The organism is Stenotrophomonas sp. HMWF003 (genome assembly GCF_003061285.1).
Classification (GTDB): Bacteria; Pseudomonadota; Gammaproteobacteria; order Xanthomonadales; family Xanthomonadaceae; genus Stenotrophomonas; species Stenotrophomonas maltophilia_AP.
Window position 1 is genome coordinate 1 of sequence record NZ_QAIW01000017.1, and the last position, 12,339, is coordinate 12,339.

General features: G+C 66.1%; 9 protein-coding genes. 7 read left to right on the forward strand and 2 right to left on the reverse strand.

Going from position 1 to position 12,339, the window contains the following annotated elements; genetic code table 11:
- From DBR34_RS00570 to DBR34_RS00580, 3 genes are all read left to right on the forward strand, one after another.
- Window positions 1-685 (forward strand): DUF4123 domain-containing protein (locus DBR34_RS00570; RefSeq protein WP_128095273.1); only part of this gene is annotated, 685 nt, incomplete at its 5' end.
- Window positions 682-3,390, forward strand: a complete 2,709-nt coding sequence (locus DBR34_RS00575; RefSeq protein ID WP_128095274.1) for a T6SS effector BTH_I2691 family protein — start codon at window positions 682-684, stop codon at window positions 3,388-3,390. The genes DBR34_RS00570 and DBR34_RS00575, both read left to right, overlap by 4 nt.
- Entirely contained in the window at window positions 3,391-4,389 is a 999-nt protein-coding gene (locus tag DBR34_RS00580) for a DUF6708 domain-containing protein (RefSeq protein ID WP_128095275.1), read from the forward strand.
- A 316-nt stretch (window positions 4,390-4,705) separates the two neighbouring features.
- Here DBR34_RS00580 and DBR34_RS00585 read toward each other — a convergent pair whose 3' ends face one another.
- Both DBR34_RS00585 and DBR34_RS00590 read right to left on the reverse strand, forming a co-directional pair.
- Window positions 4,706-5,713 (reverse strand): energy transducer TonB, encoded by a 1,008-nt coding sequence (locus tag DBR34_RS00585; protein WP_128095276.1) that lies wholly within the window; start codon window positions 5,711-5,713, stop codon window positions 4,706-4,708.
- Between the two features lie 187 nt (window positions 5,714-5,900).
- A complete protein-coding gene (locus DBR34_RS00590; RefSeq protein WP_128095277.1) occupies window positions 5,901-6,512 on the reverse strand; it encodes a TIGR00645 family protein in 612 nt (203 codons plus the stop codon).
- A gap of 109 nt (window positions 6,513-6,621) precedes the next feature.
- Between DBR34_RS00590 and DBR34_RS00595 the strand changes: the two genes are divergently transcribed.
- From DBR34_RS00595 to DBR34_RS00610, 4 genes are all read left to right on the forward strand, one after another.
- The gene (locus tag DBR34_RS00595; RefSeq protein WP_128095278.1) at window positions 6,622-7,311 is read left to right on the forward strand and encodes a glutathione S-transferase N-terminal domain-containing protein; all 690 of its coding nucleotides are present in this window, start codon (window positions 6,622-6,624) and stop codon (window positions 7,309-7,311) included.
- Window positions 7,312-7,523: 212 nt separating this feature from the next.
- On the forward strand, window positions 7,524-9,752 hold the full coding sequence (locus DBR34_RS00600; protein ID WP_128095279.1) for a S9 family peptidase: 2,229 nt from the start codon (window positions 7,524-7,526) through the stop codon (window positions 9,750-9,752).
- 44 nt (window positions 9,753-9,796) lie between these two features.
- Window positions 9,797-10,312, forward strand: coding sequence for a cytochrome c oxidase assembly factor Coa1 family protein (locus DBR34_RS00605; protein WP_128095280.1), 516 nt, complete (start codon window positions 9,797-9,799; stop codon window positions 10,310-10,312).
- A 96-nt stretch (window positions 10,313-10,408) separates the two neighbouring features.
- Window positions 10,409-12,223: a DUF885 domain-containing protein gene (locus DBR34_RS00610; RefSeq protein WP_128095281.1), complete on the forward strand. Its 1,815-nt coding sequence runs from the start codon at window positions 10,409-10,411 to the stop codon at window positions 12,221-12,223.
- Window positions 12,224-12,339: the final 116 nt, after the last annotated feature.

Consider the following 12,339-nt stretch of genomic DNA (forward strand, 5'->3'; position numbering starts at 1 on the left):
ACCGCCGCTGCTGGTGGCGCTGGATACATTGTCCTGGGAACGGCGGTTGGACGTGCTGGATCGCGCCGAGCGCCATCTGCGTGAACGCGGACGCCCCTTGTTCTGCACGTTGTTGGCCTGCAACGACGCATCGGGCCTGCGAGGTCACCTGCGGCATCTGATGGGCTTGTGGCGGCCCGGCAAGGGCCGCGTGTGGTTTCGCGTGCACGATCCCCGCGTATTCCGCCATCTGCGCTGGTTGTTGACCCCGGCGCAGATGGCCGAGGTGATGGGGCCGGTGCATGCATGGACGTGGCACGAGCCGCTGGGCGGCACCTGGCGCACCCATCACCGGCCTGACGCGCACGCGCCTTTCGGTCTGCTGCTGCAGCCGGACCAGTGGCAGGGCCTTGAGCAGATGGGCGTTATCAATGCGTGCCTGCGCGATCTGGTCGATGCCCCTGCTACTGCGGCCAGCAGCCCGCTGCGCGCGCTGATGGAGGGGGTACTGGAAGCGCGCGATGCCGGTCTGGAAGACGTCAGGGACCTGTCCCTGTACGCGCGGCAGCGCCTGCAGCACGGACCCGGGTTCCGGCATCGGCCCGATGTGGCTGCGCGCCTGGCGCGTCTGCGTGGCGAAGGGATGTCCTATGCGATGGCCAGCCGGCTGGAGTCTGGTGCCTTCGCAGCTTCGGTGGCGGCATGAACGACTCTGCTGCCGCCTACTGCCCCAACTGCATCACGTTCGGCTTTCCCATCCTGCTGACGCGCTATGCCGTGGCCCGCACCGACGCCGAAGTCCGTCGGCGGGCACCGCCCTTGCAGGCCCCTTTCGGCGCGGGCGTACAGGACATCGCGCTGCCGGCATCCGATGCGCAGTACACGCTGCGGCTGCTGCGCGGCGGCTACGTGTACGGGTTCAATGAGACGCGCGACGAGTGGCTGGCCTGGCAGGTCAATGAGCACGGCGATCTGTCGTCCTTCGACATCCGTGACACCTCCCCGCCGCCGCAGAACGATGACGCACCGGCTACCTGCTCGCGGCATGGCAGCGCGATGATGAGCAAGTGCGTCGTCCTGCCCGATGCGAAGTGGGGGACCACACTGTGGCTGGCGTACAGTACGGCACCGTGGACACTCCACGTGTGGCGCCGCCATCAGGATGCCGCGTACCGCCAGCGCAGCATGCGCCGCATCGACATGGCCAGCTGGGTCGACAGTGGCAGCCCGCAACCGCACATGGCCAGCTTGTACCAGGCGCTGGATCAGGTGGCGGAATTCCATCTTGTCGACACTTATTCGACCCTGCCCAAAACGCCAGACGCCACCAACCTACCCCGCATGGACGTGCTCCCCGGCGCGCATGCACTGGCACACAGCCTGAGCGGCCGAGTGCAGTACGCCCAGCATCAGCTCGACCTGCTGCGCGCCCAGGCGCGGCTGGCTGCACGCCAGAGCGTCCCGGACCATCCGTTGGCGGTGACCCCGGCGCTCGTAGCACTGGACGACCCGGTGGGCATCATCGCCGACCTCAACCAGTTGGCGGTGACGCGCTTGCTGGAATGGGAGAACGAACCGGAGCGGGCAGAGAAGCGTCAGTCCGCGGCGGCCATCATCGCCCTGCGCGAAGCCATTCATCACGGCGCGATCGAGGATGAAGTGCACCGGAAACGTACCAGCGCCATGGTGGGGAGGGGGATCGTCAGCGTGTTCGGTGGGCGGGCTGCCGCGCAGGAGCTGAGCAGGTCGTTGCCACTGTGGACCGACGACGCGTTCGCCGTGGAAGACGAAGAGGAGGTGCTCAGACTGGGCAGAAAGTCCTGGAAGAAATACCGCAAGTACCTGCGCGGCGGGAACGCGTATGCGCGTTGGCTGAAGAACACCTACCTGGACGAGCAGGACCGGTTCTACCAGAAGCACATCGCCGAACTGGACGATGCATATATCGCCTGGTTATCGGCAGCGGCCTTCAAGCAGCATATGGTCTGCAACTTCGACAGCACCGACACCACGTCGGGGATTCTGTATCAGGAGGCGGTGACCGCCATGCTGCAGGACGCTACCTCGCGCGGCAAAGTGTTCGCGTATGTGCTGGAACAGCTGGAGAACGGCGATCCGTTGGATCCCGAGTCAATTCTTCTGCGCGCGCAGGTGTGGAACCAGGACGCGCTGATCAGCGACTGGAAACAGGTCCTGGCAAAGACGTCCACCGCACCGGGGGCGCGCGACTGGCTGCTGGCGGCCAATGGGCTGTCCAATGCGTTCAAGGGGCTGCTGGACAATCCGGCGGCGGGCAAGACTGCGGGCATGTATCAAGGTTCAGCGCGTCTACTGGAACACCTTTCAGGTCCAGTGACGCGAATGGTGGGGGACGAAATTGGCCGTATGGTCGCTGCGGACGTTGGCCGCCTGCCTGCGCGCTGGCAGATGGGGCTAATGACCGCCATGGCGCAGTCGGGATCGCCTCAAACCCAGTTGGTGGATCTGACCGGCCACACCACGCCAAAACGCGCACGCAAAGCGCTTGCCATGACCTTGGCGTCGCGGGCGGGCTTGAACGCGGCGCAGCAGGCCAGCGTCGCTGCGTCCGCAGCACTCGAATCCGCCAACGCGACGATGGATGGCGCCCGGTTCAAGTTTGGCATGCTGGCATTTGTGGACGCCGATCAACTGAAGCTGTTCAAGGCACTCAATGCCAAGGCAGTGATGCCCGGGCCGGCGATCCAGCGGCACCTGCAACGCACCTTGAGCGTAGTGGACCTGCATGATGCGATGCGTAGCACTGTGTCTGGACTACATCGCAGCTCTTATGGATATGGCGTCGCGGGGTTGGTCATGATGTCGGCCAGCCTGGGTCACCTTAACCAGCAGATCATGAAGGCGCCCGTGGAAGAACGGGGTCTTCTGCAGGCTAACTTCGCGGCAGGCGCAGCGGCGCTGATTGGAGATGCGGCCATTCTTCTGGGTGAGGTTGGCGCGAAGCTGCCTTGGTTCTCGAAGACCTTGGCTGAGCCAATGGGGCGATGGATGTTCCGCGCGGGTACGAGGGCTGCGGTAGTTCAGGCGGGTGGAAAGATACTGAGCGGCGTAGCGGGAATGATCCTCGGAGCCTTGACAATCACGGAGGGAATAAGCGACTTCTCTCTGAATAAAGTCTATGGTGGCCTGATGATTTCCAGCGGACTCGCAACTGCTTTCGCGGCGCTCATGATGCTCTTTGGCTGGGCGGTGCCGGTTGCAATAGCCCTGATGCTCATTGCTGCAACGGTGACCATTGTCGTGGCGTGGTTCAAGCCGGATGAAATTGAGTGCTGGCTCAATAAGGCGCTCCACTTCGGCTCGAACAATAAAGGCGCGTTCACCCACCTGAGCCTACAGATGGCGGAACTCGAGAAGCTGAGGAGAGAGTGAGTGCTCACAGGCTGGTATCCGCATTTCAGTCTTCACAAAGGCCTCTGTCCACAAGAGGTCCACGGAAAGCTTGATATTGAAAACCCAGGGACATTCATCCCGGATGACGCACTTGGCTTGATTGCGTGCAACTCGACATATATCGAGTTGGTAAATAGAACCTTCAAGGTGAAAGGCATGGCCGCGACCTTGATGTCGGTGTGTTTCATGGTCGCCGCAATTTCCGTAGGTATCTGGACAGTCCATGCGCTTTTGAGATCGCTGGCAGATGATCATGTGGTAACGGCGCTGATGGTCGTGGTGATCACTACGTGTTCATGCGGGCCATGCGCGTTCTTGTGGTTCATTCATTTGCGCAAAGACCTCTTCCAGTACACGCACTATCCCGTCCGCTTCAATCGCATCACCCGCAAGATCTACTTCTTCCGTCACAACGGCCCGGGCGGCGTCGTGGTGGTGCCCTGGGGGTCGCCCTTCGCCTTCTTCCATATCGGCCGTGGCGGCCAGGACCCCAATCTGCGCGACCTTCGCTGCCATCTGCTTGATCGCAACCGCCAGGTGCAGCAGACCTTCACCATCGGCCATTTCTGGGATCATGATCAGGACATCCGGGAACAATGGGCGTTGATCTGTCGGTACATGCAGGATGGTCCGGAAACGTGTTTCGACGACCCGCTGGATCGCGTCATTACGCTCTCCACACTGCCCACCTTCCGCAATCACTGGATGCTGGTGTGTCTGATGATGGGCACCAACCTATTCCCATTTCGGCACAACCTTCTTTTCCCCTTCTATGGCGCACTGACCCTCAGTCGCTGGCTTACCTTCAAGACCTGCAAAGCGCCGGTCTTCCCGCCAGAAATCGAAGCAGAGTGCGCCATCGCACCCGACGATCCATTCGCCCTCCCGGAGCCGCGCTTCATGGCCGAGTTCGCCAGCGATCCGGCCATCTATGAGCGTGCACGTAAGCGGTATCTGGAAAAAATAATGTGGCGGTAGGTAGCGGCATTCATGTCGCCAAAGCGCATCCCATTCGAAAAGGGGCGTGTCGAACACGCGCTTTCCGATATGCAGGACCACGTCCAACGCGACAGTGTCTCTTTGCGCACGGGCAGTGTCGCCATGCCGCTCCGGCAGCGAGAGAGGTGGACGAGTGCCATCTGCGGGCGCTGGTGCCTACGCTACGGGCCATCAGCCTGCTTGACGTATTTGTTCCGCGGGATTCGGCGCGGCAGGGCCTGATGGAACGAAGGCCCCGAAAACAAAAAAGGCCCGGATCGCTCCGGGCCCTTCTGCAAGTCACCATCGAAACCGATCAACCGCCCGGCGCGAACGCCAGGGTGCGCCGCGTGGTCACGGGTGCGCCGACCGGTTCGAACTTCCAGCGCTTGACCGCGTTGAGCGCCTCGCGATCGAACACGCGGGACGGCGTGGCGCGCAGCACGCGGGCGTTGGTGACCGAGCCGTCGGTGCCGACGGTGATTTCCACCAGCACTTCGCCGGACGTGCCCGAGCGCAGTGCTTCGGCCGGGTAGCGCGGGGCCGGGGTGCTGACCGGGCGCAGGCTCGGTGCTGCCGCCGCCGGGGCGGCGGCCTGGCGGGCCGCGGCGGCCTGCTGGGCGGCGGCGGTCTGCTGGCGCTGCTCGGCCTCGCGGCGGGCGCTGGCCTGGCGCTCGGCATCCTGGCGCTCGCCGTCGCGGCGGGCGGCATCCTGCTGGGCGGCAATGGTGCGCGCCGCTTCGGCTTCGGCCGCCTGCTGCTGGGCCAGGCGCTGCTGGTCGGCCAGCTGCTTGGTACGGTTCTCGGCGTCCTTCTTGACCTTGTCGGTCTCTTCCTGGGTGCGCTTGAGGGCGGTCTGCATGCCGCCGGTGATGCCTTGCTTCAGGCGCGGCAGGGCCGGTGCGGTGGCGTCGACCTTCTCGATCAGCGCGACCAGCCGCTGCGATTCGGCGAAGTCCTCGCGGCCCAGGCTCTGTTCGGCGGCGATCAGGGTGTAGGGCAGCAGGTCGGTGAGCGCGCTCTTGACCGAGGCGTCGTCCGGGGTCTTGTCGCGCAGCGCCAGGTAGTACTCGATGGCGTTGTCGCCCGCCGGGGCGTACATGCGGTTCTCGCGCAGGGCCTTGCTGGCCAGGTCGCGCAGTTCCTCGGTGCCCATCGACTGCACCTTGGCCGACACGGCAGGCGCCGCGGCCGGGGTGGCAGCGGGTGCGGCGACCGGTGCGGCTGGTGCCGGTTCGTCTTTGCCCGAGCAGGCGGCCAGGGCGACCAGCAGGGCCAATGGCGCCAGCAGGCGCAGCGAGGCAATCGTGTTGACGTGCGACATCCAACTCCCCTTTGAATACGACGGTACGTAAGGCCCGATGCGGTCAGGCTGGCCGAGGCCGATGGACGTTTCCCGGCGTCCACGGCGGTACTGCAGGTGTGCAATCTAGCATCACCCCGGCCGGCCAGGGGCCGGACGGCGAGGGCAGGCCGGCATCGTGACCGATGCCGGCGCTGCCGGGCAAGTGTCAGTGCGACAGGGTCTTGCTGGGCGTGCCGCTCATCAGCTTGTCGGTGTAGGCGATGCCGATGGCCGACAGGATGAAGGCGCAATGGATGATGGTCTGCCACATCACGCCGGTGGAGGTCATGCTGGCGCACTTGATGATCTGGCCGGTCGCCGCCACGGCATTCAGATAGGCCTCGCTGTCGCACAGCGGCAGGGCGTCCAGGGTGCCCGAGGCGATGAAGGTCTTGAGCAGGTGGATCGAGGAGATGCCGATGATCGACAGCGCCAGCTTCACCTTGAGCACGCTGGCATTGACGTGGCTGAGCCACTCCGGCTGGTCGGGGTGGTTCTCCAGGCGCAGACGCGAGACGAAGGTCTCATAGCCGCCCACGATCACCATCACCAGCAGGTTGGAGATCATCACCACGTCGATCAGGCCCAGCACCAGCAGCATGATTTCCTGCTCGCCCATGGCATTGGCCTTGTGCAGCAGGTGCCACAGCTCCTTGCCGAACAGGAACACGTAGACGCATTGGGCCAGGATCAGGCCCAGGTACAGCGGCAGCTGCAGCCAGCGCGAGGCGAAGATCAGGGAGGACAGGGGGCTGATGGGCCGGGGAGTGGGGCTCATGCTGGAATGCTGCGTTGCGGAAGACGCGGCAGGGTAACGGGTCCGCCGTGACCCTGCCACCCAACTGACGCACTAGACTCGGGGTTCCTCATCCGCGAGTGCTGTCGCCATGATCGATCTGTATTACTGGCCCACCCCCAATGGCCACAAAGTCACGCTGCTGCTGGAAGAGCTGGGCCTGCCGTACCAGATCAAGCCGGTCAACATCGGCGCCGGCGACCAGTTCAAGCCCGAGTTCCTGGCCATCTCGCCCAACAACAAGATGCCCGCGCTGGTCGACCACCAGCCTGCCGATGGCGGCGCGCCGCAGAGCGTGTTCGAATCCGGTGCGATCCTGCTGTACCTGGCCGAGAAGACCGGTCGTTTTCTGCCCGCCGACAGCCGCGGCCGCGTGGCGGTGCTGGAGTGGCTGTTCTGGCAGATGGCCGGGCTGGGCCCGATGAGCGGGCAGATGGGCCATTTCAATGTGTACGCGCCCGAGCAGATTCCCTACGCCATCGAGCGCTACAACAACGAGGTGCGCCGCCTGCACGGGGTGATGGACAAGCGCCTGGCCGACAGCGCCTACCTGGGCGGCGCGGAGTACAGCATCGCCGACATGGCCAGCTACCCGTGGATTGGCGCGTACGACAAGCTGCCCGTGGACTTTGCCGCCTTCCCCCACCTCAAGCGCTGGCATGACGCGATCGCCGCCCGCCCGGCCACCCAGCGTGCCTATGCGCTGCGCCAGCAGGTGAACCCCGACGCAGGCAAGCCGCTCAGCGAGGACGAGCGCAAGCACCTGTTCGGGCAGCGCTGAAGCCCGCGGTAGAGCCGGGCTCTGCCCGGCTGTGCTTTTCCGCCGATGCCCAACGCAGCGGGGCAGAGCCCCGCTCTACGTGGTGCGCGTCCAGCGCCGGCCGCGCCCGGGTAGAAGGTCATGCTGCCTTCCCGCACTGCCTTGGTTAGGATGGGGGCTGACCGCCCCCTGCCTTGGCATGGGGGCGGACCTGTCGCTTGCCGGAACCCTTCATGCGCCACCTGTTTGCCTCGCTCGCCCTCATGCTCGCTTCGACCACCATGGCCCACGCTGAAAAACTGACCCTGGAGGCCATCACCGGTCCGCTGCCGTTGTCCGGTCCGACCCTGATGAAACCCAAGGTGGCCTCGGACGGCTCGCAGGTCAGTTTCCTGCGCGGCAAGCAGGAGGACCGCAACCAGCTGGACCTGTGGAGCTTCGATATCGCCAGCGGCCAGACCCGGCTGCTGGTGGACTCCAAGGTGGTGCTGCCCGGCACCGAAACCCTCAGCGATGAAGAGAAGGCCCGCCGCGAGCGCCAGCGCATCGCCGCGATGACCGGCATCGTCGATTACCAGTGGTCGCCCGACGCGCACACCCTGCTGTTCCCGCTGGGCGGCGAGCTGTACCTGTACGACCTGTCCAAACAAGGCACGGCTGCCGTGCGCCAGCTGACCCACGGGGAGGGCTTCGCCACCGACGCCAAGCTGTCGCCGAAGGGCGGCTTTGTCAGCTTCGTGCGTGCGCGCAACCTGTGGGTGATCGACCTGGCCAGCGGCAAGCAGATCCAGCTGACCCGCGATGGCAGCGACACCATCGGCAACGGCGTGGCCGAGTTCGTCGCCGATGAGGAGATGGACCGCCACACCGGGTACTGGTGGGCCCCGGACGATTCGGCGATCGCCTTCGCGCGTATCGACGAAAGCCCGGTGCCGGTGCAGAAGCGCTACGAAATGTACGCCGATCGCACCGAAATGATCGAACAGCGTTACCCCGCCGCCGGCGACCACAACGTCACCGTGACGCTGGCGGTGATTGCCCCCAAGGCCGATGCCGCGCCGCGCTGGGTCGACCTGGGCCGCGACCCCGACATCTACCTGGCACGCGTGGACTGGCGCGATCCGCAACGGCTGACCTTCCAACGGCAGTCGCGCGACCAGAAGCATCTCGAGTTGATCCAGGCCGACCTGGCCAGTGGCAAGCAGCACACGCTGGTCACCGAAACCTCCAGGACCTGGGTGCCGCTGCACAACAGCCTGCGCTTCCTGGCGCAGGGCGGTTTCGTATGGTCGTCCGAGCGCAGCGGCTTTGAACACCTGTACCGCATCTCCGAGGACGGCAAGACCGTTACCGCGCTCACCCAGGGCAACTGGCCGGTGGACGAACTGCTGGCGGTGGACGAAGCAGCCGGCAAGGTCTACTTCCGGGCCGGGGTCGAGTCGCCGCGCGAAAGCCAGATCTACGCGGTGTCGCTGCAGGGCGGCACGCCGCAGCGCCTGTCGCAGGCACCGGGCATGCACAGCGCCAGCTTCGCGCGCAATGCCAGTGTGTACGTGGACAGCTGGTCCAACACCACCACCCCGCCGCAGATTTCGCTGCACCGTGCCGATGGCACGAAGATCGCCACGCTGGTGGAGAACAACCTGGCCGATCCGCAGCACCCGTATGCGCGTTACCTGGAGGCGCAGCGCCCGGTCGAGTTCGGCACCCTGAAGGCGGCCGACAACCGCACCGAGCTGCACTACAGCCTGATCAAGCCGGCCGGTTTCGACCCGGCCAAGCGCTATCCGGTGGCGGTGTATGTGTACGGCGGGCCCGCCAGCCAGACCGTCACCAATAGCTGGCCCGGCCGCGGCGACCACCTGTTCAACCAGTACCTGGCCCAGCAGGGCTATGTGGTGTTCTCGCTCGACAACCGCGGCACCCCGCGCCGCGGCCGCGATTTCGGCGGCGCGCTGTATGGCGTGCAGGGCACGGTGGAAGTGGCCGACCAGCTGCGCGGCGTGGCCTGGCTGAAGCAGCAGCCGTGGGTGGACCCGGCGCGCATCGGCGTGCAGGGCTGGTCCAACGGCGGCTACATGACCCTGATGCTGCTGGCCAAGGCATCGGACACCTATGCCTGCGGCGTGGCCGGCGCGCCGGTCACCGATTGGGGCCTGTACGACAGCCACTACACCGAGCGCTACATGAACCTGCCGGGCAACAATCCGAAGGGCTATGAAGAGGCGCGCGTGCTGGCCCATATCGACGGCCTGCGCTCGCGCCTGCTGCTGATCCATGGCATGGCCGACGACAACGTGCTGTTCACCAATTCCACCGCGCTGATGAGTGCCTTGCAGAAGCGTGGGCAGCCGTTCGAACTGATGACCTACCCGGGCGCCAAGCACGGTCTGTCGGGCAGCAACGCGCTGCACCGCTACCGCCTGGCCGAGGATTTCCTGGGGCGCTGCCTGGCACCGTAACTCCCGCGGGACCCCGCATCACCGGCATGACAAGGAGGACGCCGATGAACCAGCCACCCCCGCTTCCCGGGGCGCGCCCTGCCGGCCCCGGATGGTGGCGCCGGCACTGGCGCTGGGCCATGCCGTTGGCGGTGCTGTCGGCCAGCGCGGCGGCCGCCGCCGCGGTTTGGCTGGCGGTCACCCAGTGGGCGCATTGGAGCCGCAGCAGCGAGCCTTACCAAGAAGCCATGCGCCGCGCGCGCTGCAGTGTGGAACTGGTGGCGGAACTGGGCGAGCCGATTGAAGATGGTTTCCTGCCCGCCGGCAGCATGAATCTGGTGCCGGGTGGTGGTGGGCACAGCCAGTTCCTGGTGCACTTGAATGGCCCGCGTGGCGACGCGCGGATGTTCCTGCAGGCCACCCGCCAGCAGGGGGAATGGGACTACCCGATGCTGTACGTGCTTGCCGGGCAGTCCGAGCCGATCGATCTGACCGCACTGGACGATGCCGAGGCGGCGCGGGAATGCGCGCTGCGCGAGTGTCGTGACCGCGGTGACTGCCCACCCGGCGTGATGCTGTGAGCGTAGCGCCGGCGGCGCACCACCATGACCCTTGGCCGATTGTCGGTACCGCCCTGACCGGGTAGGGTCGCAGGCATCCGTTCCCGGGAGTCCTGCATGAAGCCGCTTGCCCTTGCCGTTGCGTTGGCCCTTTCCGTCCCCGCCGCGCTGTCCGCGCCGCCCGTGCATGCTGCCGCCCCGGCTGCCGCCAAGGCGCCGTCGAGCCCGGCCTGGGTCACCCGCAGCAACCAGCTGGCGCAGATCCTGCTGGATGCGCAGGGCCCGTTCCAGCCGGAGGAAACCGGCTTCTTCGGCGTGCCCGGCTACGACGACAAGGTGGCCGATTTCGGCCCGGACAACGGCGCGCGCTACCGTGCGGCCATGGCCAAGGCGCGTACCGAGCTGCAGGCCAAGCTGGCCACCGAGCGCGACGCGAACGTGCGCCAGGACCTGGCGATCATGATCGCGGCGGCCAGCCAGAACATCGAAGGCAGCGAGCTCAACGAGAAGTACTTGCTGCCGTGGACCGACACGCCGCAGACGGTGTTCAGCGGCATCAACATGCTGCTCTCCGACCAGGTATCGGCCGAGCGTCGCGCCAAGGCACTCGATCGCCTGAAGGCCTACGCCGGCCTGGCCCCCGGCACCCAGCCGGTGACCACGCTGTCGCGCCAGCGCTATGAAGAGCGACTGGCCGACAAGGGTCTGCTGCAACCGACAAAGATCGAGGTCGAGCAGTCGCTGGCCAACGTGGACACCTACATCACCGGCATCGAGCAGCTGTTCGGCAAGTACAAGGTGGCCGGCGCGGACGAGGCGCTGAAGACGCTCGCCACCCAGCTGCGCGAGTACCGCGACTGGACCCGCAAGGACGTGCTGCCCAAGGCCCGTGCCGATGCGCGCCTGCCCGAGCCGCTGTATGCCTACCAGCTCAAGCGCGTGGGCATCGACATCGCCCCGGCGGTGCTGATGCAGCGTGCGCAGCTGGAATTCATGGAAACCCGCTCGGCGATGCGCCAGCTGTCGCCGCTGGTGGTGCAGGCCAAGGGCCTGAAGGTCACCGACCCCACCGATCCGGTGGCGGTGGTGCGCGCGCTGAAGGGCGACAAGATCGCCGATGACCAGCTGGAGCACCACTACCGGGGCGTGATCGATGCGATCGACCCGATCATCCGTCGCGAGAAGATCGTCGACGTGCCGCAGCGCCCGATGCAGATGCGCCTGGGCTCGGCCGCCGAAAGCGCCGCCTCGCCGGCCCCGCACTTCCTGCCGGCGCCGCTGGTGGGCAACACCGGCCAGCAGGGCACCTTCGTACTGCCGCTGGGCAACCCGGCCGCGGGCGACAAGGCCGCGCAGTACGACGACTTCAACTTCGGTTCGGCGGCCTGGACGCTCAGCGCGCATGAAGGCCGGCCCGGCCACGAGCTGCAGTTCACCGCGATGGTCGAACGCGGCATCTCGCTGGCGCGCACGATGTTCGCGTTCAACTCGGTCAACGTGGAAGGCTGGGCGCTGTATGCCGAAGCGGAGATGGTGCCGTATGAGCCGCTGGACGGGCAGCTGATCGCGCTGCAGTTCCGCCTGCTGCGCGCGGCGCGCGCCATGCTCGACCCGATGCTCAACCTGGGCCTGATCGACCGCGCCAACGCCGAGCGCGTGCTGATCGACGAAGTCGGCCTGTCCAAGGCGATGGCCACCCAGGAACTGGACCGCTACATGGTGCGCATGCCCGGCCAGGCCGGCAGCTACTTCTACGGCTACACCCGGATCCTGGAACTGCGCATGCAGACCGAACTGGCGCTGGGCAAGCGCTTCGACCGGCTGGCCTTCAACAACTTCCTGCTCGACCAGGGCTTGCTGCCGCCGGACCAGCTGGCACAAGCGGTCAACGAGGTGTTCGTGCCGAAGTACAAGGCGCCTGCAAAACGCTGACCGGTTGAGTGACCCCACCGGTAGACACCGACCGTGGGTCGGTGTCCCGTCGCCGAGCCACGACCCACGGTCGTGGCCTGCCGCCGTGCGTGTTACCGGGTCGGCGTGATCGTCTG

Bases quoted from the DNA above. Each gene is read 5' to 3' on its own strand.
- DBR34_RS00575 (WP_128095274.1), top strand. From the start codon at position 682: ATGAACGACTCTGCTGCCGCCTACTGCCCCAACTGCATCACGTTCGGC.
- DBR34_RS00585 (WP_128095276.1), bottom strand. From the start codon at position 5,713: ATGTCGCACGTCAACACGATTGCCTCGCTGCGCCTGCTGGCGCCATTG.
- DBR34_RS00590 (WP_128095277.1), bottom strand. From the start codon at position 6,512: ATGAGCCCCACTCCCCGGCCCATCAGCCCCCTGTCCTCCCTGATCTTC.
- DBR34_RS00595 (WP_128095278.1), top strand. From the start codon at position 6,622: ATGATCGATCTGTATTACTGGCCCACCCCCAATGGCCACAAAGTCACG.
- DBR34_RS00600 (WP_128095279.1), top strand. From the start codon at position 7,524: ATGCGCCACCTGTTTGCCTCGCTCGCCCTCATGCTCGCTTCGACCACC.
- DBR34_RS00605 (WP_128095280.1), top strand. From the start codon at position 9,797: ATGAACCAGCCACCCCCGCTTCCCGGGGCGCGCCCTGCCGGCCCCGGA.
- DBR34_RS00610 (WP_128095281.1), top strand. From the start codon at position 10,409: ATGAAGCCGCTTGCCCTTGCCGTTGCGTTGGCCCTTTCCGTCCCCGCC.